Origin of the sequence: Asaia spathodeae NBRC 105894, from assembly GCF_025994195.1 — a bacterium.
Classification (GTDB): domain Bacteria; phylum Pseudomonadota; class Alphaproteobacteria; order Acetobacterales; family Acetobacteraceae; genus Asaia; species Asaia siamensis.
The window spans coordinates 24784-44015 of record NZ_BAPY01000040.1 but is presented as its reverse complement, the minus strand read 5'-3'; the positions used below and the strand labels follow the sequence as shown (position 1 = coordinate 44015).

The window sequence follows — 19232 nt, the reverse complement described above, 5'->3', positions numbered from 1 at the left end:
TCGGCTTTTGCCGTCCCTGCCGTTACGGCCAGATCGAACCAGTAATTGCCGGTGATTTTCGACAAAGCCGCCCTGTCAACCGCAAGGTTGATTTCTGCCGTATCGGCCCGACTATAGCGTGTTCGCGAAAGTGCGAACTGCTCCAGCCGGGTCTCAGGCACGGCGCGACCATTCACCAGGATCTGCGCCCTGATCTTTCGCACAACTCGCCGCCCAGCCGTGACGGTGATGCTCTCAACGACATCGCTCATGAGGTAAGACCCGGTACACCGCTATTCAGCGTCGGATCGACGCTCGGGATCTGCAGGGGAACGGGAGAGGGCAGCCATGTGAGATCGGGGTCCGTCACGCCGTTAAGCTGGGCAATGCGCCACCACTGGCTTGCGTCGTTCAGGCGCGTTGCCGCAACGTGATAGAGCGACACATCAGCCGCCGTGACCTGTATCGTCTGCATGAGAGGGTCCAATCAGCCATGGACGGCAGGTGAGGGCACAGCCGCGTTGGTCGCCGTTGCCGCATTGATGGCAGCCCGGTTTACGGCGGCGCCCGCATCGACCCCGGTGCTGGCAAGCTGGGCATTCTGGGAGAGCGCCGTCAGCGACGACGAGTTATTCAGGGTGATGCCCTCGAGGTTTTGGCCCGTGTTGTCGATCAGCGTCATCAGGCCGCTACCGGCTGATTGTAAACTTCCAATCACCGAAGAGGCGGCGCTCGGCAGGGCCGACAGATTGGTGCCCGCCGTCGCAGCCCCTTGCACAATCTGGAGCTTGTCCGAGACGCTTGCGAGCGCGCTCCCTGCGCCTACAAGGTTTGCTATCGGCGCCACCTGGCCGACAATCGTTTGAGCCTGACCGACAAAATTCGACAGATCCTGCGAGATGTTGCCCACCGCTCCGGTGATCGATGTGAGCGCACTCGTCGCATCGTCTCCAATCAATCCAGCCAGTGCTGAAGTGGAGGTGCTTGACGCATTGAGCGCCTCGCCTGGCAGCTCCAGCACCATGAAATAGCGGCAGATCGCGCCTTTCGCCTCGTATGTGTAGCGATAGGCCTGGACGTAGACGCGAAGGGACAAGCCTGCGACTTCCAACGGCACGATCTGCCCTGCGCGCCGGATCTGATCCAGGGCCTTGGCCCTGGCCTGTGCAGACGGGCCAAGGAAGATGCCTTGCATCTCGATCCGATTTGGATCATTGCCGCCGAGATCGATCACCCTGCCGCCACCAGGTAGGCGATGAATGACGATCTGCTGCTGACCGCCGAAAGTGACGCCGCTGGGCACTTCCATGCCAGTGAGCGTTACAGAACCGATCCTGACCGGGGCAGTCGCCCCAAGGCGCGACAAGGAGCCGAGCATCGTCTCGATGTTCAGGAGCGTGTTCGCCATGGGAAAGCCCAATAAAAAAGCCGCTCGGAAGCGGCTCAATGTGTCACTGAACTATCTGCCAGCGTCTCCCGACAGGCGGTGCGGCGGAACGGTTCGGAATATAAGGGTAGCCGGGTATATTGAGCGCCGGATCTTCAATCATGCGCTGCAACTCCGGGTCGGACCGCAGATCGAGCGGACGATATCGAGCGCCTACGATACCATCCTCTGGGCCGGTTGGCTGAATGCAGTGGCCCGCCGCCATATCGAAGGGCAGAGGGCCGTTATACGAATTGCCATGCGCCATCTGCTGGCGAACGCACTGAACGTCGCTCGTGCCGGGCATACGCCCCAGACTGGCGCAAGCGGAAAGAGAGATCATCACAGCCAGCGCCGGAACGCTTCGCATCAGGAAGCCCCTGATCTTTGCGTTGTTGCAAGAAGAGCGGAACGAAGGCGGAAATCTGTGAAGAACCATATGAATCTATCTCACTTGGCCAAGCGGTACAAGAAAATGCTGCAACACCTCGTCAGAACGCGCTGCGTCCGGCTTCCACGTCCATCAGATGATTATCCCACTCTTCCTCGCTCTTCGGCCTGAAACCGCCCGGCTCGACGCCATAGCGTCCATCCAGATAGGTCGATATCTGCTCATGCGTAGGAACGACCACTGGCCAGTTCTGTGACCGCGCTACCTTGGTGGCATAGCCGTTTTGCCAGACATCAAGCATCCGCTGCCCGCTCGCCGTCACCGGGCCAGACGCGCATTTTGCAGCGACCTCAGAAAAGGGCGTCGATCCGAGCATACGCCCGACGCACGCAGCGTCGCTCTCGCCTGGGCTTTTGCTGTGGAAGTAGCAGCCGCCAAGGAGAGGGAACGTTGACAGGACAATCAGGGCACGAAAAGACTTCATGGCGCGATTCTGGCGGCGAAGCGGCAAGGCTGTCAACGATGCTCGGGTCGATCATATGATAAAGGCCACACAAAATGAAATCTCCTAACGCGATGCTGAGTTTCCTGGCGTCTCCCCTCGCCACCCTTATCGTTGATGGAGTAAAAGCTTCCGTTAAAACCGTTGATGCGGCCGCGCAAAAAGGGATGACCGAGCTGCAAGAAGAGGTTGCAAAGCAGGATCTCAGGCTGAAATTCGACCTCCAGCAAGCCAAAATCGCCCAGGAGTTGGCGATAGCGCAACGGATCGCCGACGCTGAAACAGTTACAATCGAAGAATTTTACGACATCTCCGGCAAGGGAGCTGTTGGCGCATCAAAACTCGGCGGAGATCTGAATCTTGGCGTTACCGCCGAAGGCAGTCGTGTTAGCAAAAGAGTGTATACCTTTTCCGGGCGCAATATCATCGTGCAGAGTGATAATGGAGGTGAGTGAATCGTCCTCGAGCCAAGCGAAGCCATGAACAACACGATGACCATCGGCGGCCATCAGGCCGTCATTCAGTTTGACCCCGAGATCGGCATGTTTCGGGGCGAATTCCTAGGGCTCAATGGCGGGGCTGACTTTTGTTCCGACAGCGTTTCAGGGCTTGCGGTTGAGGGAGAAACGTCTCTTCGCGTGTTTCTTGAAATGTGTGCGGAGAAAGGAATTGAGCCGGCGCGGCACTTCTCTGGCAAGTTTCAAGTGCGCATACGTAATGGGGGCCATGCGTAGGCTGTCAGTGCGGCGGCGGCTCGGTGACATGACGCTGTACTGGCGGACGCTTGATGGTGCCTGCGATCCAAGCCAGGCAGACAGAATGCCAAAAAATTCTTCCCCCCGCCTATAGACCTTCGCCGGGATCATTTTTCTGGTCATAGTCCATTGGTAGCATGGGAGTCATGTCGTGGCGGGGGTAGTGCTCGTTGAGCGTATTGATAAATTGAGGCCAGTCTTTGCTGATCTTCATCAATGCAGTTACCGCCCCGAGATGTTCCTTGAGTTTAGGATAGCCGAGGTTCGTCGTTAGGCTTTGAAAATATTTTGCGGTCGGGCGGCCACCTTCGGTTCGGGGAGTAACGCGCTTCAACTCATCGAGAACGCCCGGCGCCAATCTTTTGTAGACAATATCGTTGGTTAGAAGACCGAAATATTGGGGCCGCTTCACATTGCCGGAGGAGAACTTTAGCCCACGAAGTCTAAACATCTGCTCGTAAAAATCTGCCGAGAAAGTAGTCACCCAAGCAGATAGTTCTTTTGCGATAAACCTTTCCAAAATATCAGCAAGAGCGGTTTTCTCACGGTCACGTTGATAACCGGTAGCCTCGTCTACGAGGGCAATGATGCCTACGCGGGCAAAGCCCCGGACGAGGATTTCGCACTGAAAGGCAATGTCCAGCTGTTGCGTCTGCAAGACTCCGGCTGCACGAGCAGAGAGAACGGCTTCGCAAAGATCATGGAGCGCCTCAGCTTCGAAGCCTAAAGCTTTGTATCCACTTGGCGTTATGAACTCGATTGGATTGGAGAATCTCTCTGCCAAGGCACTGTTAATATAGGGATTTATCTTCTTTCTGGAGACAAAAAGCTCAAGTCGATTCATGCCTGCTACCATCGATCCACCGCGGGCTAATCCGAGCGCATCGGTGAAGCCGCCTTGGGTCAAGACACGGCGTCCGTCCTCGAGAACGAAGCAAGGAATCTGTATGTCGCCAATGACGAGCGGGTGCTCAGTGGATCCGTGCGTCGCCTTTACAAGGCGATTTTTTTCCCATCGCGCCTTGGCTGCTGCGGCAGCTATTTCCTTTCGACGCTCAGCAGGGAGGGCTTGAGAACGGGCTTCTGCGCCCGCAGCGCGGGGGGAGCGAATTTTTTGCATTACTCATGATATGCTCTCTTTTCCCAAATTTGCAAGCATTTCATCTATTGTGCTTGCAATGTCGCTTTTTTGGACGAGCAGCACTTCACCCGGTTTGCATCTTCCCTCAATACCCCACACTCATCCCCGGCACCTGGGCATTTGCCAGCCCGTCGAACGCGCCCGACTGAGCTCGGTTGGCGCGCCGGGCGTCGTCCAGGTTGATCTGCAGCATCGCTCGGCCGAGTTCGCGTTTGTCTAGGGTGAGGGGCACTGTGAGGTGCAGCGTTTGGCTCTGGGTGCGCTGCTCCGTTCCATATCCTAAAGGCGATGCGCCGTTCGATGCCCGATCGCTGCGGCGCGTTGACCCGGCGTTCTCAGGAAAGACCCGCGCCGCATTGAGGCGATCAATGATGGGGACGTTCTCGTTCGAGACTATGCGTGGGCCTGGCTTTGTTGGTGTGTAGCCGCCTATCCCTAGCTGACGGGTGAGTTCATCTCTACCAAATTGAGCGTGATACTCGGGGTCGGCTTCGCGCCATAGCGGCCTTCGCGCGCGGTGGTGCTGCATCCATTTGAATGGATTAAAATCGGAAAGCTCATAAGGGGCGTCGAAATACTTCGGCGTCTGCATCTCCGGATGCGCCTTTAGCTGCGCAGCGTGGTCGGCTTTGAGCTGGTCCTGATTTTTCCAAAGCATGGCTATGCCGACAAGGCCGACTAATGCGGTAGAGACGGCGGTGATACCCGCTGCCGCCGCAATCAAGGTGCCGCCAGCAGCTACGGCCCCTAGCGCCCCCAGCCCGCTCGCAACCATTCCCAAGGATGCGATGCCAACAGCAATAGTGCCCCCGACGACTGCCACGGCTCCTATACCCGCAGCGAGCCTTATGATCATCCGTGTTGCCTCAGGCGATTTTGCTGCCGCTTGAGTGAGCGTATCTAGCCCGTGACTGATGCTTTGCAGGATATGCGCGCCATCTTGCGCTGCGGGCAATCCCAGCGTCTCCATAAGGGATGCCCATGAGTGGCGCATGTTCTCTAGCTGCTGCGTGTAGTTCTGTTGTGCGAGATCGTAGGCACCAAGCCCTGAAGCCTGCTGCCTCAGGGTCGCATCGCGTTCGACGCTTGTAATCTGCTGGACCATCAGCGCTGAGAACCTTCGCGCCGTCTCTGTTGGCAGCGCCTGTAGAATTTCCCGTCTTACGAAAGCATCGTACGTCTCAGCATTGCCCGGGCGAGTGGCAACATTAGTGTCGTAGTCGTGGCGTATGCTAGGCGCGAGAACGTCCCTGATCCACGGGAAAAATCCGCGGCTCGGGTCATTCAACTCGTCTGCGCCTTTGACGCCGTCACGCCGGACAGTGACGACCCCTCCACGGCCTACATGGTAGCCATGCGCTTTGAGGTCGGCCCGCTGTTCCGGGGTCAAATGACCCATTTTCTTGATCGAGCCACCGCTTAAGATACCGAGCCGTTCCAACTCCCGGGCATTGTGATCAGGCATGATGCCGCCATAAAAAACACGCGACATCGCGGTTACGGCTGTGCCTGCTCGATAGCCGCGCATTTCCATTGCGGGCGTCATCATCATATTCCAGAAGGCGTCAGGCGTCATACCACGCGCCGTAACTGCTCCCATCTGCATGACATTTAGCAGGTCTTGCGGCTTGAGGTTTCCGCCCGACGCCTGGAGGGTACGCAACGAAGCGTCGAGATATTGCGCAAAGCGCGCCTCGTCGAAGTTTCCTTTATCATCGTAGCGCGCGCCGCCCTGCATCTCGATCGTACGGAATATCTCTTGCGATCCATGCTCACCATAGAGACTGCGAACGCGCAGGTAGTTTGGAAGGACGGCGTTGACCTCGCGGTAATCGTTGCCGTTTGGACCTGTGCCCACGATGCCACGCAGTTCGCGAATGGCATTCACGCGGTCAACGATGTCCGGGCCACGCACCTGGTTCATCGAATTATAGGCGACCGCCGTTTCCTGTGCGATCTGCTTCTGGGTCATGCCCGCCTGAAGCATGGCAGTCTGGGCGCGCTGTAGCTTGGCTCCTGCCTCGGCCATTGAATTGACGCCGTGCAAAATTGCCGAGCCGCCAAGAACTCCCACTAGCCCAACTGCGGCAAGCTTCGCGCGGTTCAGCCCGCGCTCGAGATCCTTCGCCGCCATGTTGAGGCCAAGCACTTTTGATGCCAGCGTCTGCAGTACTTGCGTGGCATTGTCGGTCATGCCGATCGCGACACCGATGCGATAGACGTCAGTCATGTGCTATACTCCTGTCATGCGCCCATCCCGTGACGAAACAGACGACGAATTCGATGATGGTGGAACGCCTATGTGGCGTCAGATGCAGGCCGACATGGCCGCCGAAATGCCGCAGCTCCCGACCCGCAAGCGGAAGGTGGCGTCTGTCCGAAAGCCAACAGGCCAGGTGAGGCAGGTCATTATTGCTGCGCCGAAGAAGAGGCACATTCCGAGAGGCAGAGACCCGAACGAAGCATTCGCAGGAATATTGCTGCTTATCCTGTTCGGACCGTTTATTTTCCTGTTTATCGCTACGCTCGCGGTGATCGCCTACATCATGATCAACGATGCGATAACCTCGTGGCTCGGGTTCTAGGAGCCTTCAGGGCTCCAAAACGAAAAAAGCCCTACTCACAGCAGTTTCTCCGTGTGACAGATTGACAGTCTATCATCTGTCATCTATAGTTTACACATGGAAGTCAGAACAACCCTTCAGTTTCGCACTTGGCTCGCTGCCCTGAACGACAGCCGCGCTGTGGCAAAGATCAAGGCGCGTCTGGTTCTGATCGAAAGCGGGTCGTTCGGTGACGTAAAGCCATGCGGTGAAGGGGTGTCTGAAAGCCGCATTCATTATGGCCCCGGCTACCGCCTCTATTTCGTCCAGCGAGGCGCAATCGTCGTAGTGATGCTCGCAGGCGGCTCCAAGCGGACGCAGAGCAAAGATATCAAGGCGGCAAAGAAGCTGGCCGGTGAACTGGAGGACTGATCATGAAAGTCTCTGAACTCGAAACCTTCGATAGCGCACGGGCGGCGCTAGACCCCGCCGTTCAGGATGAGCTGCTGAATATGGCGTGGGAGGATGGCAACATCTCCGCCCTGACACATGCGCTATCCGTGATTGCCAAGGCCCGTGGCATGACAGAAACGGCAAGCAAGGCTGGCATCACGCGACCTGCGCTCTACAAGGCTCTCTCTGAAAAGGGTAATCCCAGCCTGTCGAGCCTGCTGGGCATCATGAAGGCGCTGGATATCAAGGCTTCCTTCCAGACTGGGGCGTAAAGCCTGTGACAGCCTGCGCCCCATTATAGAGGCGCAGGCCCCCGGTTACGCGACGGCGGGGCGCTTATCCTGCCGGACAGAGCGCTCAGCCTGCTTCGTTGCCAGCGGAATAAATCGCCCAAGCACTTTCACACACAGGTTTTCCCTCGTCCCGTGAGGGTAGCAACCCGACACATAGGGAATGATCGCGCCCCGGTTCATGCCTTTGCGCCGCATTTCGTCAGGGTGGTCCTTGCCGATCGTAGCAACGTGGATGCGCCCAAGCGCGCCGATCACCACCGCCTGAGCGCCGGGCTCAAGCATGTAGTCCGTTGCGTCGAAGCAGAGCATCTGACCTTCCGACATGACAGCGCCCGTGATGCGAGGGTTCTCGCGCTGGGTCAGCGCGCTCATGACGCTGCCTCCTTCAGGCGGGAGAAAGGGACGGGGGTCTCTTCTTCTTTGATCGATACCGTATAGTCCGGGTCGATCTTTGCCCCAGGCACAACCTTAGCGAGCCACGTTAGCCCCTTCGGAGTAACGCGAATGGTGTTTCCCGCTTGCGGCTCCCCATTTTTGTCTGTGTAGTAAGTCGCCCGGTTCCGAAAATACCCAGCGTCAATCTTGTCCTGATAAGCAAGTTTCACCGCCCCACGCGAATACCGGCAACGATGTGCGTCCAGCCAATCCATGAAGACCTTTGGCTTGACCTGGATGATTTTGGCAGTTTCTTGCAGGCCATACTCCCCTATAGCAACAGAGAAGCGATCATGGGCGGCCGCCTTCGGTGCGAGTTCAGCATTGACGCTCTCGAGCGCGATAACCTTCTCAGTGTAGCCAAGGAGAGCCGCTCGCATCGCTGCCGGGTCATTGAGGAAAGCCATTGGGTCAGCTGGCTTCGCACCCGCTTCCTTGCGAAAATAGCTGTTCACGAGCTGTCGTTGGACCTGCCATGCCAGATCGTCCGAGAAGGACTTTACGAGCATGGGATAGCCTGACTCAGCAATCAGGACCAATCCTTTAGGTGCGGTAAACCCCAGCTCTCGGGCTTCGGACGAATTTCGTACGAAGTAGTCTTCGCCTTCGATCAAGCGACCCTTATTGGCATTGAAGTTGCGGCGGGCCGTCCCTTCAGGGCGTTGATGCACTTCGTCAATCATCGAGAGCGTGACGACACGCTGGCCCTTATGTTCAAGGATGCTCACATCGCGATTGTTGATCGTGACGCTGGAAATCGCAGGCGTGCTTATGATATCAACGGTCATAGCCATTGTTTCCTTATTCGGTGGTTGAGGCGACGGGATTTGCTGCCAGGCGTGTTCCCGTCGCCTTTTCTTTTTCCATTTCCTGCCGAAGCAGAAAGACGATGTATCCGTTCATCGTTCGCTCTTGGCGTTTCGCCGACGCTTTAACGTGGCGGTGAACCTCAAGCGGGAGGCGGATTTTCATTTGGGGGTCTGTATGTTTCATATCTCCGTTTCCCCTTGGTCCTAATGGACCACAAGAATGAACCATATATGGTTTATTGATGCAACTTAGAATGTGGTCCATGGTCCATTTTATGGCTGCCAGCGACCCACAGATGAAAATACGACTCCCCCCTTTTCTCAAGGAGCAGGTTAGTCGGCATGCTCAGACGATGGGAACGTCGATGAATCAAGCGATCATTGACCTTCTAGAAGATGCGCTCGCTCAGCTTCCAACGGGATACAAGCCGTCGCCATTTAATCATGACGAAAGCAAGACAAATCTAGAAAAAGAAATCAATTTTTTATGGCATAGAATAACTTCTTTAAATGATGATATATCGAATTTTTCGAGAGATATTGCCAACTGTGAAGGAAACGAAGATAGAGATACCTATAATTACAGAAAGTTCCTAATAAAAAGAATTCAGGAAACTGACGCAGAAGCAGAAGATTTGCACAAAAAGGTTAAGATTCTAGAGGATAGACTGCGATCATTCAAAGAGTAAGGAACGCTTGCTTGCAACATCCTTCCTCCCCGCCCATTGACTCGAAACCCATCCCGCTGCTGACCTAAACGCATGTCACAGGCTACAGATATCATACAAGCGGTCGGCGCTATGTTGAGTGCTTCGGTGTCCGTAATTACCGCACCATTGGCTTGTATGCAGCTGAGGGATCGGCGCGCGTCCTGGCTGCCGGAAATAGAGGCTTCAATCGAATACGATCTTCAGAAAAATCATACTGGCGCAAAAATAGGACGAATGACCACTGGCTCACTCAAGGTTCGCATATATAACCCCACAACCCGGACCATCGTATTAAGGTCCGTTCGGATAAAACGTCCTGCTAATTTATTCTTCGTCGAAAGAGGTCAAATACAAGATAAAAGAGTAAAAAATATTACCCTTTACAAAGCTCTCGCCGCCGGAGAGACTTTTTGGTCAAACTGGCTTGACCTCCATACCGCCTTAACCGGCTCCGAGAGTACGATTATTTTTACCATATCGCTCCAATCGCAGAAGAGTCGGGAAAAGCGGATTACCATCAATAGTACTATCGATTGACAGGGTCAGGTCCGCTCGAAATCCTTAGTATTCCAGCGATTGAATGAATATCGACAACATATTTTTTTAATTTTCTATAATCAGTGCCGCAATTGAGAAGTTAGATTCTGAAAATTCAGTCCTCTGTCGCCCGCGCATTAGGCATCGGTCTGCCCTCGAGCGCGCGAATGGCCAATTCGCGGACTGCGCCCGCAGCCCTCTCCACGTCGCGTTGGCAAGCCTTGCCCAGCCGCGCGACGGCCTTCTAGGAAGGTCTTAGATGCTGAACTGCCTTGCGGCTAGAGAGCAGCGCACGCCAGAATTTCTCTAATCGCGAACGCCTAGTCAACGGAAAACCGTGCAGCGACGTACATGCCCGCTCCGGTGGCCAGAGTTAGCAATTAAGAAACGCCTAACCACTAAGGTCTTTCACAAACCGTGAGAGGCCTTTCGCATGATTCGCTCATTATTCCTGACAGCTGTTTGTATTTCAGCAATTGGCCTGTCCGCTCCAGCCAACGCATTCGATAAAACAGGCCAACACCAGCCTGCCGCTCAGACCAGCAGGCCAGAGCCCTCTGAGGCGCAGCTGCAAGAGCATGAGCACTATACGAACTCGGATGGAAAGCGGGTCCATTCACCTGCGCATGTGGTGGGGGGAGGCATTCCAGCCGGAGCGTCGGCCAAGTGCGGCGACGGCTCGTATTCTTTTAGCCTCCACCACAGGGGCACATGCTCGCATCATGGTGGTGTCGCGCAGTGGCTGAGTGGGGGATGATCTGCGGCAGGGCGCGCCGCCCAGTTTACGCCGCACGATCAATAGCGGTATATGAACTTACAGGATGTTGCTGTAGCGTTTTGATCAACGGATCATTGAACTATGCTAAGCACCTTCCCACCGGGCATCCCTGCAACTTGTCCTGATGTTATCGATAGGTAGTGCAGCGCGCCCGTAACCGGACTGCCCCCGATGATCTCTTTGCGATCATCACGACTCAACCCCGATATATCAATAACAAGATAGTTGTTTAGTTGCTCCACATCGTAAAGGTAACAGAGGCTTCCGCCCACGCAGGCGAAGCGGCCCGGTCCTACGATGACCTTGGTCCCTTTCTTCAAGTCTTGAAAATCGACAAGATAATCTTGGACTGACTTGGCACCGCTCGGAGCTTCCGCACCGTAGGCGTGCATTCCGGTGAAAGATGGCAGCAATGCAATAGCTGCCAGCACAAGATGTTTTCCAATCGTCATGGCGCTCTCCTCTGATGAGAGAGTGGCACGTCACGGGGGATAAGGGGAAGACGGACGCAACGCCGGATATTGCAGTAAGGGATTTACTATTTCTATTCCCCATCCAGCGGCAAAGCCCCATTCGCCACTCCATCACCAGTCAGGCTGGCAACAAAGCGCCGTCCAAGAGTCTCTACCACCTCGTCGGTCTTCCTGATGAGAGCCCCGGCCAGAACCGTGCGAGGAGGCTGCTTGTCAGTCCCAAGCTCAAAATAGACGAGGTTTTGATCGTCTGAGCCGATATGGGCTTCGGAGCCCTCAACCCGGTGGTTGATACTGTCACGCATCGTGCCGGAGCGCAGGCCAGGGTCATTCTCGGAGTAGCCTTGGCGAACACGATCATCCTTGGTCCCATCCGCCAGTTCGGCCCATGGAACGAATGGGCCTGCCTGTTCCTGGTAATGGCCGATCTCGGCCTTGGCTTCACGCTCGACAATGCGGGCGGCTTCCTCGAGCGCGCTCCGGGTGCGATGTTCTACCGCAAGCGCGGCCTCACCCAGAAAGGCGGCAAAGGCCTCGGGGGTGAAATCACGCATCGTCGCGCCTCTCGAATTGCATCTGGTCCCAATCGAAGCGATTGCCCTCCATTTCAGAGAAGGCAATCGCGTGGGCCATGACCTCGGCGTCGGTCAGTTCTTCAGTTGCCGTGAGGTAAGGCACCCCATTCTTTACGAGCCAGAGCCGGTCTCGGAAGCCTGGGGCGCCGAAGAGTTTTTTGCCTCTTCAACAGCCTTTTCCTGACGGGCCTGCATCCACTCGATCGCAGCCGAAGCCGCCTCCGCATCCACGCTGTCCCACAGGCCGTCGATGTCGTTGAGCGACGAAATGCGCGGCGGCAGGGGAACACCATCAATCGAGACGACGCTCGCTCGGGCAATCGTGGCCGTGGTCCAGAGATTGGCGCCGAATGCCTCGCCACTGAGGCGTGCCAGGCGGGACATGGCGCTCCCGACAACTTCACGCACCTCGATTTCACGCCCCTTGGCGTCTTTGATGGTATCGGTCACGAGATTTTCGTCCTTGTGCTGGCGTTGAATTCGAGGCGCTGGGAGGTCTTATTTTCAGATTGCCAGCGACCGGCATCCGAGAGCCTGACCGTGCAACCCGCGTACTCCCATGTCGTCGTGGAGCCATCCTTTTCGGTGATGTACTGATAGATGGTCCCTTGACCGATCGTGCCAGCGTTCCAGAACGCGGCCTCTTTCGCAGCGATAAGGCTGTCCAGATCGGCAGAACTGCGGTCCACGTCGAACTGACCGCGCCAGCCGTTCTCGATATCCGTGAAGATGGGAGGCGAGTTGAGCGGCGTGCTGTTGACCTGATGGGTCTGTTGCTGGCTCTGGAAGCCAGTAACAATCGGCATATTGATCCTGGTGCCGTTCCAGAGCAGGACGACCTGGCAATCCCGCCCGACATTGAACATGTTGGCCATCAGACGCTCCCGCTAGCCGAGGCGATCTGCACCGAGGCGCCGCCCTGAAGGTTGAGAATGAATTTCTCGTTGATCCCCTGGTACTGCACGGCGATATCGGCCTGAACGTAGCCGAGTGCAGCGCGGGTGACAGGGTTGTTCGTGCGATCACAGATCACGGTGTAGGGCAGGGCGCCATTCACCGTCGCCAACTGACCCTGACCCAACATGCCGGACAAGAGCCCGAGAATGGTCGCGCGGATCTCGGCAAACAGTGTGTCGTTGACGACAGCGCCCACATAAACGCCCATGCCGCCTGCCAGCGTCGTGGCAAGGCAGTTGGTCATGCGCGTGTAGCTGTCGGACTGCACGGTGGCCGTCAGGCTGGTGTTGTGGCCCGATCGGCACGCCCAATAGGCACCGCCCGGCGCGGGGTTGGCAATCACGTCCAGACCGGCACCGATCAGGGCGGAAAGCTCTGCCGTCGAGTAGGTCGTCGTACCGCCCGCGCTGGTCTGCCCCGCCTTCTGACTTCCGGCAATGCCTGCAAGCTGCTTGTTCAGGCTGGCATTCTGCGGACCCAGATTGGCGATCACGCCAGCCGCAAAAGCCTGCGGGGGCGCAAGCATCAGCCCGTTCGTGTCATCGTTCCACCACAGCCAGTCGCCGTGCATGACCTTGAGCGCGTAGGAGGCGCCACCTGAGGCGGCCATAGCCGAGACCGCAGCGGAAACGCTCATGCCGGCTGACATGCTGCCGACCATGTAAACGCCTTCACCGAGGCCGAACGCCGCCTGCGTCGAGAAGGTGCTCGTGTCGGTCAGGCCATGCAGCACGCCCAAGGCGCAGCCCTGACCGCGCAGGGCGTACATGCCCGTCCCGGCGCCGGACACAGACCCATCCGAGCCGACGAAAGCGGTCGTGCCCGGTGCACTGCCATTGGTGCCGCCCGTAAGAGTGGCGGTCGCCGGATAGGTCGGCTCTGCACCGGGCGATGCTACAGCGGAGAGGATGGCCAGCTTGCTCGCTGCATTCACCGCACTGACAATCGACTGCATCGAGGCCAAAACACTGCTCTGGATGGCGACCGAATAGACCTCGGCGGTCTGGGCAAACAGCGCGCTGAGCGTGACCTGATACTGCGTGGCAGTCTTCTGCACCGTCATCGACAGGGCGTTGCCCGATGTGCCGGTGTATCGCGCCGTGAGGTTCAGCAAGCCCGTCAGAGATCCCGTGGCGGCTGTATCCGTTCCATCGGTCACACGCACACAGCGGAAGTCAGAGGCGCCTTGCAGCGACGCGATATTGACCGCCAACCCCAGATCGGTTGCGGCGGCCTGCTTGGGGCCAAATGCTGCGAGATAGTCGCCCATACCGCCGATAATGACAGGCGTGTTGACCGGGCCCCACGAGGCGGTGCCGACAATGCCCACGCGTCCCGATGTCACGCCATTGAGCAGCGTTTGCGGCTGCACGATCGAGACATAGAGATCGGGCACGGTAAGTGCGGTCGTGTTCAACTGACCGCTTTGATAGATCCTCGACATTTATCAGCCTCCAAGGGATGCGGCACTGACCCGCGTGCAGTGATTGACCTGCCCGGTCGCCTCGATTTCAGCGATCGTCGCAGCGTCGGTGATCGGCGCAAAAGCCGGGCAATCCTTGCCGAGCACGGTCAGGGGCTCGCGGGGGATATAGGCGTAGTCAGGCGCCCGACTGACGGCCGCTGCCTTGGTGGCAGTCGCGCCAGAAAGGGTCGGAGTGGTCGCCTGATCGGCAGACGCAGCCCCGCTGCCCCCGCTCGATAGCGTGGTTGTGCCGCTCATGAATTATCCTCGAAGGGTGAGTGAGAAAGAGGCGAGGGGCGTCAGTGCCGTCCCTCAGGAGGCATCATTGCAGGCTGTCAGGGACGACAGACCCGAATGTCTGGATCACAGGGCCAGCAGGCGTCTGGACATGCACCACACCCGCGCCAAAGAGCATCTGCGCTGCGGCCTGGGTCTGCGTGGTGTCGTAAATCACGTTGAAGCGCATATCACGCCGGTAGAGGCTCTGGGCCTGCATCGTGTCGATGTCAGCGGACCCGGCGAATTTGAGCTGGCACTGCGCCCCGTCCGAGGCAGCAAACCACGTAACGCTCGATAGCGCCCCATCGAGGGCCGAGCCGAGCGCATCGCGTCCATCAGGCGAACCCGACCAGAGCGTGACCAGGAAGAGTTGCTGCTGACGGCGGGTGATCCGCGTCGTCGTGCCGGTCCCGCCCGTCGCCGGTGTCAGTCCAATCGCGTGCGGGATGGTGAGTGTCGGCCCTTGCGTCGTTGCGTCTGGGAAGAAGGCGGCCAGAGCAGATGCAATCGTTTCGGGCGTGTCTGGTGGCTGCACCGCGTGGACAGCAGCAAGGCGGTCGGGGAATGGCGCGTTCGCATCGGTGCGAACCTGAACTCCGACATTGCCGCTCGGCACCGAACCCGCAGCGATCGAGACCGTTGCGGTGTTACCCTCGACGATCAGCGACACGGTAGGTGCCGTAATCGGTCCTGTCTCCCACGGCCAGCCCAGAGGCTCTGGAATGGTTCGGTATGCGCCCTGCACCGGCATGACGAGCACATAATCGGTCCCGGTATGCGGCCCGCAAATGCTCGACATGACGGCCTCGGTCAGCCACCCGCGCTGAATGATCGTCCGGCGACCCGATAGGGAGATCGCATTCGTGCCGTTCGGGTAAAGCAGGCTTGAACAAAGTTGAGCCAGCCCAGACGCGACGCTTGAGATATCGGGCATGTCAGACCTGCTGCGTGACCATCAGGCATTCATGCCCATATTGTGAAGAAGCAACGCCGGTGATTGTGTAGGACTGCCCTGCCTGGGTCGCGACCGTCATATAGGCGGTCGGGGAGAAGTCGGGCATGACCGGTAGCCGCATGAGAAGTGCAGAGGCTGGAAGCGCGCCCGGTGTTCCGGTCTGAGGCACGTAGCCGCGCCCAGGCTCGCCGATCCACGCTGGCCAGCCGGTGGCCAACCTCACATTCCCCGCCGTCGCTCCGCCGTATCCCGGCTGATACCCAGCCAGCGGGCAGGAGGTGCCTCCTGAGGATGGCCCTGACCCTGCACCCGGTGCGCCCGATAGAGTGACCGTCGCATTGCTCAGAATGGCCTGTGCTGGCCGGAAAGGCTCGAACCGTGTGATGAAGAACGTGCCCTCGTTCGGCAGCAAGAACACATCGCCCGGCGCGACATCGGTCGTATCGAAAAGGCCATACGCGACCGGCTTGCCCCACTGGACGGGACGCCGGAACGCAAATTCCGGGTCATCGTTGAACGTCGCCATCACGAGCGCATAAGGATCGGGCTCGCAGGGCATCGTCAGACAGGATGGCCGGTATTGCTGCGCCACTGACCCAAGGCGCTTTGCGGCCTGCCCGTATCCGCGCGCTACGTGGCGTTGGATAGCAGACAGGCAGACACCTTGGTTGAGTGGGGGCATGGCGCTTACTCTTCAGGCTTGTCAGGCGGCGGCAGTTCTGTAGGCAGTTGTCCCGGCTCTGCACTGGGTGCCGCCGCTGCAACCGGCTCGGGCCAAGTGTCGTGATAGGCCGCCATGTCGTCACCAAGGGCCGCATCGCGACCGCCAGAGGCCGACACATTGCCGTTGCGATCGACCAGATGGCCGACCATCGCACCCGTCCCTGTCACCTTGAGGGCGCATCGCCCAGTGAGAGGCACCTGACCAGCCATAGCAACCGGCGCACCCTCGAAAGGCCCGGCGTGGTCGTCATAGGTATGAACGACTGCGCGTATTACGCCGTCCTCGACCAGCGCCCAGCCAATGCGAGGCAGGGCGAAGCCATTGGCATTCGTGATGATGGGATCGTCTTTATAGTCCATTCTCGACCTCAAACGATGATGCGCCCCGCCTGCCCGTAAACACCGGGGCCGATAGGGGCACCGAAGAACGCGCAAAGCTGCTGACGCCAGTAATTGTAAAGGGCTATCCGGTCGGAGACCTCGGAACGATTGCGCGTCCAGACGGCGGCCTGATCGGTATCGAGGTTATCCCCGGCGCCGTAGATCGCCTGCTCGAGACTTTCGCAATTGGTCAGATACGATCGGACCTGTGCCAGTTCGGCGGGTGACATGTTCTGGAAGCGCCACTCGTTGAACCCGTAGGCTGCGAAAAAGCGCCACGACTGCTCACCCGAACTGATGCCGCCAAGCGCCGGATAACCCATGAAGCGGCGGCACATGACCAGTTCATCAATGGTGAGCGGCCCGGTCGCAAAAGTCGGCGCCGGAATGGGGGTCAGAGATCCTGACATTCCACAATCTCCCAGGACGCACCGCGCTCGATCAGGAGCGCAACCGTGGCGGGATTGGTGACAACCTCGCCAGCAGGCCAGTGAAAGACGCCCTTGTTATGGACGCTCTCGATAAAGCCGTGTGGCGCGGTCAGGCGAATGGCCTGAGGCTGAGGAAGCACCGTTTCCGACGCCTCCCCATGCTCTGACAGATTGCGCGGACGCCGTGCCATCAGGCAGTCAGGCCATCCGTGCCAAGGCTCTCGATCACCACGCCGCGCTTCAGATAGCTGTTCGTGGCGGTCGGAATGATCGAGGCATTGGCCGTCATGTCGGTCGGCAGGGCGAAGCCGCCGATCCAGTACCACGACTGCGCGATGATCTGGCGCAGACGGTCCAGCGGCTCACGAGTGACCATAGCCACGCCGTCGATCATCTCGAGCAGGGCCGTATCGACGCCGGGGATGTCAGAGTAGCCGGTGCCTGCGAAGTTGCCCTCGACCAGCGCACCCTGGCCCAGCACGATCGCACGGTGAATCGGACCTGCCGCAGCGTTGATTGCCGCCTGCTGGGGAGCCTCTGTCGTCGGAATGAAGCGCACGCCGAGCAGTTCGATCACCTGACCCGACCGATACTCTTCCGATCCATATGCGCCACGATAGAGGTATTTGAAGTCGGCATCGCGGAAGAGGCCGAGCAACTGAAGATCGTCCAGATAGCAGTTGTATGCGCCATTGATGGCCGGGACGTTATTGCGGCGCAGGGCTGCGACAGCGGCCAGTACGTTCTGGATGCCCAACGTATCGCCAGCAGCGAGAGCTGCGGTCGTGGGGCGCCCATTCGGGCGGATTACGTTCGGGGCGACGGACGAGACAACAGCATTGCCTGCCGTGCCATCAGCAACGGCGATGTTGTTGCCAGATACGGTCAGAGTGCCAGAAATGCCGCCCGGAGCGGTCGAGGTATTGGTTGCGTCGGCGGAGACGCTCACGAGCGTGTAAGCATTGGCGCCGATCGTGATCGTCATGCCGGAGCCGCTGCCGATCGGTGTCACCTGACCATTGTAGATGATGCGCTGGAATCCACGGATGTCGTCCACGCTGATCGTGGTTCCGGCAGCGCCGAGTGTCGTGGAAACGCGGGTGTTACCACCCAGGTATCCGCCGACACCGTTCATCGCACCACCGAACAGGGCATTGCGAGCGAGACGATCAAGCGACTGCATCGCCTGAATGCCGTTGGTGTGGGCGTTGGCGAGGAACTGGCTTGCGATACCGGCAAGCGACGTGACCATGTTCAGATCGGTCGTGTCGCCGTACTGGTTCAGCGTGAGCGTGTACTGCTCGACACCCCATCCGGTCGCTGTCAGGCCGTTATCGAAATTCGTGTTCGAGGCCGGGTTCAGCGGTTCCGTAACCGGCGTCTTCAGGCTCTTGCGCGTCTTGGTGATCGTTTCACCGATGCCAGCCGAGACGTTTTCGCGGTCTGCGATCTGACGAAAGCCGAGCTTGGAAGTCAGGCCGTCCTGGAATTCGCGGGCAAGGTAGCCCTGCTGGATGGCTGCCTGAAGCTGCAGCGGAAAATTCGTGATGCTCATTGCACTCTCATGATGCTGGGGAGGGGAATTGCGCCATCAGGCACGGTCGCGCCCAGCATCAGCCAGGCGGGGAAAGGGATTGTCAGGACGCGAGGAACTGGCGCTTATTCGCCTCGTAATCCTGCGTCGCCATTGTGCGGGCGTTGACCGGCTCAGGCTTGCCCGGCTGCGGCGCAGGAGCGGTACGGGTCGTGCCTTGCTCGGCGCCGGTCTTGGGCGGCTCACCGAACAGATAGGCCTTGCTCTCCTTGGCGGCTTCGAGGGCGTCGGACAGCCCTTCGAACGTGCCGTCCTCGCCGCGCTTGACGGCAGAGAGATCGAGCAGGCGCACCACATCAGCCGGATCATGCGCACCCAGACGGGTCGCGATTGCCTCGGCCTTCGCGTGCATCAGGGCCTTGTCGCCTGCCGAGCGCAGTTCGGTCATCGCCGTTTCGTTTTCGGCGCGGAGAGCGTCATTTGCAGAGGTTGCTTCCGCCAGCTTGGCGTCATGCTCTGCGCGCTGCTTCTCCATCTGGCCCTTGAAGCCATCACGCTCCTTGCGGGCGCGGTCGGCGTCTTCCTGCACGCCCTTGAGTTCGGCACGCAGCGTCTTGAGATCAGCACGTGCGCGCTCAAGCTCCCGAACGGTGTTCGGGTCGATTTCGGTCGGTTCAGACATCTGTCTCTCTTTCGGGGTGCGGCAT

At 58.6% G+C, this 19232-nt stretch carries 30 protein-coding genes and 2 pseudogenes; 8 read left to right on the top strand and 24 right to left on the bottom strand.

What is annotated here, in order from left to right:
- The 5 genes and pseudogenes from AA105894_RS12335 to AA105894_RS12315 form a co-directional block, all read right to left on the bottom strand.
- Nucleotides 1-251: pseudogene (locus AA105894_RS12335) on the bottom strand (hypothetical protein); the annotation flags it as partial.
- Nucleotides 248-454 carry a hypothetical protein gene (locus tag AA105894_RS12330; RefSeq protein ID WP_267311999.1) on the bottom strand — a complete coding sequence of 69 codons (207 nt, stop codon included), beginning with the start codon at nucleotides 452-454 and terminating at the stop codon, nucleotides 248-250. The pseudogene AA105894_RS12335 and the gene AA105894_RS12330, both read right to left, overlap by 4 nt.
- A 12-nt stretch (nucleotides 455-466) precedes the next feature.
- Nucleotides 467-1387, bottom strand: coding sequence for a hypothetical protein (locus AA105894_RS12325; RefSeq protein WP_267311998.1), 921 nt, complete (start codon nucleotides 1385-1387; stop codon nucleotides 467-469).
- 43 nt (nucleotides 1388-1430) lie between these two features.
- Nucleotides 1431-1775, bottom strand: a complete 345-nt coding sequence (locus AA105894_RS12320; protein WP_267311997.1) for a hypothetical protein — start codon at nucleotides 1773-1775, stop codon at nucleotides 1431-1433.
- A gap of 121 nt (nucleotides 1776-1896) precedes the next feature.
- The gene (locus AA105894_RS12315) at nucleotides 1897-2280 is read right to left on the bottom strand and encodes a hypothetical protein (protein ID WP_267311996.1); all 384 of its coding nucleotides are present in this window, start codon (nucleotides 2278-2280) and stop codon (nucleotides 1897-1899) included.
- Nucleotides 2281-2354: 74 nt separating this feature from the next.
- Between AA105894_RS12315 and AA105894_RS12310 the strand changes: the two genes are divergently transcribed.
- A complete protein-coding gene (locus AA105894_RS12310; protein ID WP_267311995.1) occupies nucleotides 2355-2753 on the top strand; it encodes a hypothetical protein in 399 nt (132 codons plus the stop codon).
- Between the two features lie 24 nt (nucleotides 2754-2777).
- Nucleotides 2778-3029: pseudogene (locus AA105894_RS12305) on the top strand (type II toxin-antitoxin system HicB family antitoxin); the annotation flags it as partial.
- Between the two features lie 112 nt (nucleotides 3030-3141).
- On the opposite strand, the gene AA105894_RS12300 reads toward AA105894_RS12305, so the two are convergent.
- Both AA105894_RS12300 and AA105894_RS12295 read right to left on the bottom strand, forming a co-directional pair.
- A complete protein-coding gene (locus AA105894_RS12300) occupies nucleotides 3142-4173 on the bottom strand; it encodes a P63C domain-containing protein (RefSeq protein WP_267311993.1) in 1032 nt (343 codons plus the stop codon).
- Nucleotides 4174-4279: 106 nt separating this feature from the next.
- Nucleotides 4280-6424: a hypothetical protein gene (locus AA105894_RS12295; RefSeq protein ID WP_267311992.1), complete on the bottom strand. Its 2145-nt coding sequence runs from the start codon at nucleotides 6422-6424 to the stop codon at nucleotides 4280-4282.
- Nucleotides 6425-6494: 70 nt separating this feature from the next.
- Here AA105894_RS12295 and AA105894_RS12290 point away from each other — a divergent pair, with 70 nt between their 5' ends.
- From AA105894_RS12290 to AA105894_RS12280, 3 genes are all read left to right on the top strand, one after another.
- Nucleotides 6495-6779, top strand: coding sequence for a hypothetical protein (locus AA105894_RS12290; protein WP_267311991.1), 285 nt, complete (start codon nucleotides 6495-6497; stop codon nucleotides 6777-6779).
- 96 nt (nucleotides 6780-6875) lie between these two features.
- On the top strand, nucleotides 6876-7169 hold the full coding sequence (locus AA105894_RS12285; protein ID WP_267311990.1) for a type II toxin-antitoxin system RelE/ParE family toxin: 294 nt from the start codon (nucleotides 6876-6878) through the stop codon (nucleotides 7167-7169).
- A 2-nt stretch (nucleotides 7170-7171) separates the two neighbouring features.
- Nucleotides 7172-7462, top strand: a complete 291-nt coding sequence (locus tag AA105894_RS12280; RefSeq protein WP_267311989.1) for an addiction module antidote protein — start codon at nucleotides 7172-7174, stop codon at nucleotides 7460-7462.
- A gap of 45 nt (nucleotides 7463-7507) precedes the next feature.
- Here the strand turns inward: AA105894_RS12280 and AA105894_RS12275 are convergent, their stop codons facing one another.
- From AA105894_RS12275 to AA105894_RS12265, 3 genes are read right to left on the bottom strand one after another with little or no spacing between them, the layout of a single operon-like run.
- Nucleotides 7508-7855, bottom strand: a complete 348-nt coding sequence (locus tag AA105894_RS12275; protein ID WP_267311988.1) for a hypothetical protein — start codon at nucleotides 7853-7855, stop codon at nucleotides 7508-7510.
- Entirely contained in the window at nucleotides 7852-8706 is an 855-nt protein-coding gene (locus AA105894_RS12270) for a phage antirepressor KilAC domain-containing protein (RefSeq protein WP_267311987.1), read from the bottom strand. Before AA105894_RS12270 ends, AA105894_RS12275 begins: the two co-directional genes overlap by 4 nt.
- Nucleotides 8707-8719: 13 nt before the next feature.
- Nucleotides 8720-8911, bottom strand: a complete 192-nt coding sequence (locus AA105894_RS12265; RefSeq protein WP_267311986.1) for an Arc family DNA-binding protein — start codon at nucleotides 8909-8911, stop codon at nucleotides 8720-8722.
- A gap of 91 nt (nucleotides 8912-9002) precedes the next feature.
- On the opposite strand from AA105894_RS12265, the gene AA105894_RS12260 reads away from it, so the two are divergent.
- From AA105894_RS12260 to AA105894_RS16000, 3 genes are all read left to right on the top strand, one after another.
- The gene (locus tag AA105894_RS12260; protein ID WP_267311985.1) at nucleotides 9003-9416 is read left to right on the top strand and encodes an Arc family DNA-binding protein; all 414 of its coding nucleotides are present in this window, start codon (nucleotides 9003-9005) and stop codon (nucleotides 9414-9416) included.
- A 72-nt stretch (nucleotides 9417-9488) separates the two neighbouring features.
- On the top strand, nucleotides 9489-9974 hold the full coding sequence (locus tag AA105894_RS12255) for a hypothetical protein (protein WP_267311984.1): 486 nt from the start codon (nucleotides 9489-9491) through the stop codon (nucleotides 9972-9974).
- Between the two features lie 433 nt (nucleotides 9975-10407).
- A complete protein-coding gene (locus AA105894_RS16000) occupies nucleotides 10408-10731 on the top strand; it encodes a DUF3761 domain-containing protein (protein WP_373316777.1) in 324 nt (107 codons plus the stop codon).
- Between the two features lie 92 nt (nucleotides 10732-10823).
- On the opposite strand, the gene AA105894_RS12250 is transcribed toward AA105894_RS16000, so the two are convergent.
- From AA105894_RS12250 to AA105894_RS12185, 14 genes are all read right to left on the bottom strand, one after another.
- The gene (locus tag AA105894_RS12250) at nucleotides 10824-11204 is read right to left on the bottom strand and encodes a hypothetical protein (RefSeq protein WP_267311983.1); all 381 of its coding nucleotides are present in this window, start codon (nucleotides 11202-11204) and stop codon (nucleotides 10824-10826) included.
- A gap of 92 nt (nucleotides 11205-11296) precedes the next feature.
- Entirely contained in the window at nucleotides 11297-11779 is a 483-nt protein-coding gene (locus AA105894_RS12245) for a phage virion morphogenesis protein (RefSeq protein WP_267311982.1), read from the bottom strand.
- The gene (locus AA105894_RS12240) at nucleotides 11772-11903 is read right to left on the bottom strand and encodes a hypothetical protein (RefSeq protein ID WP_261763194.1); all 132 of its coding nucleotides are present in this window, start codon (nucleotides 11901-11903) and stop codon (nucleotides 11772-11774) included. Before AA105894_RS12240 ends, AA105894_RS12245 begins: the two co-directional genes overlap by 8 nt.
- An 8-nt stretch (nucleotides 11904-11911) precedes the next feature.
- Nucleotides 11912-12250 carry a hypothetical protein gene (locus tag AA105894_RS12235; protein ID WP_267311981.1) on the bottom strand — a complete coding sequence of 113 codons (339 nt, stop codon included), beginning with the start codon at nucleotides 12248-12250 and terminating at the stop codon, nucleotides 11912-11914.
- Entirely contained in the window at nucleotides 12247-12675 is a 429-nt protein-coding gene (locus AA105894_RS12230; RefSeq protein WP_267311980.1) for a hypothetical protein, read from the bottom strand. The genes AA105894_RS12235 and AA105894_RS12230 overlap by 4 nt, the downstream gene beginning before the upstream one ends.
- The gene (locus AA105894_RS12225) at nucleotides 12675-14201 is read right to left on the bottom strand and encodes a phage tail protein (RefSeq protein WP_267311979.1); all 1527 of its coding nucleotides are present in this window, start codon (nucleotides 14199-14201) and stop codon (nucleotides 12675-12677) included. The genes AA105894_RS12230 and AA105894_RS12225 overlap by 1 nt, the downstream gene beginning before the upstream one ends.
- A 3-nt stretch (nucleotides 14202-14204) precedes the next feature.
- Nucleotides 14205-14480: a hypothetical protein gene (locus tag AA105894_RS12220; RefSeq protein WP_267311978.1), complete on the bottom strand. Its 276-nt coding sequence runs from the start codon at nucleotides 14478-14480 to the stop codon at nucleotides 14205-14207.
- A 64-nt stretch (nucleotides 14481-14544) separates the two neighbouring features.
- Complete coding sequence (locus tag AA105894_RS12215; protein WP_267311977.1) at nucleotides 14545-15435, bottom strand: hypothetical protein; 891 nt, start codon at nucleotides 15433-15435, stop codon at nucleotides 14545-14547.
- A 1-nt stretch (nucleotide 15436) separates the two neighbouring features.
- Nucleotides 15437-16138, bottom strand: coding sequence for a hypothetical protein (locus AA105894_RS12210; protein WP_267311976.1), 702 nt, complete (start codon nucleotides 16136-16138; stop codon nucleotides 15437-15439).
- Nucleotides 16139-16143: 5 nt separating this feature from the next.
- Complete coding sequence (locus AA105894_RS12205; RefSeq protein WP_267311975.1) at nucleotides 16144-16539, bottom strand: hypothetical protein; 396 nt, start codon at nucleotides 16537-16539, stop codon at nucleotides 16144-16146.
- Between the two features lie 8 nt (nucleotides 16540-16547).
- Nucleotides 16548-16970 (bottom strand): hypothetical protein, encoded by a 423-nt coding sequence (locus AA105894_RS12200; protein ID WP_267311974.1) that lies wholly within the window; start codon nucleotides 16968-16970, stop codon nucleotides 16548-16550.
- The gene (locus AA105894_RS12195) at nucleotides 16955-17182 is read right to left on the bottom strand and encodes a hypothetical protein (protein WP_267311973.1); all 228 of its coding nucleotides are present in this window, start codon (nucleotides 17180-17182) and stop codon (nucleotides 16955-16957) included. The genes AA105894_RS12200 and AA105894_RS12195 overlap by 16 nt, the downstream gene beginning before the upstream one ends.
- Entirely contained in the window at nucleotides 17182-18546 is a 1365-nt protein-coding gene (locus tag AA105894_RS12190; protein WP_267311972.1) for a DUF4043 domain-containing protein, read from the bottom strand. The genes AA105894_RS12195 and AA105894_RS12190 overlap by 1 nt, the downstream gene beginning before the upstream one ends.
- A gap of 82 nt (nucleotides 18547-18628) precedes the next feature.
- Nucleotides 18629-19207: a phage scaffolding protein gene (locus tag AA105894_RS12185; RefSeq protein WP_267311971.1), complete on the bottom strand. Its 579-nt coding sequence runs from the start codon at nucleotides 19205-19207 to the stop codon at nucleotides 18629-18631.
- Nucleotides 19208-19232 lie beyond the last annotated feature (25 nt).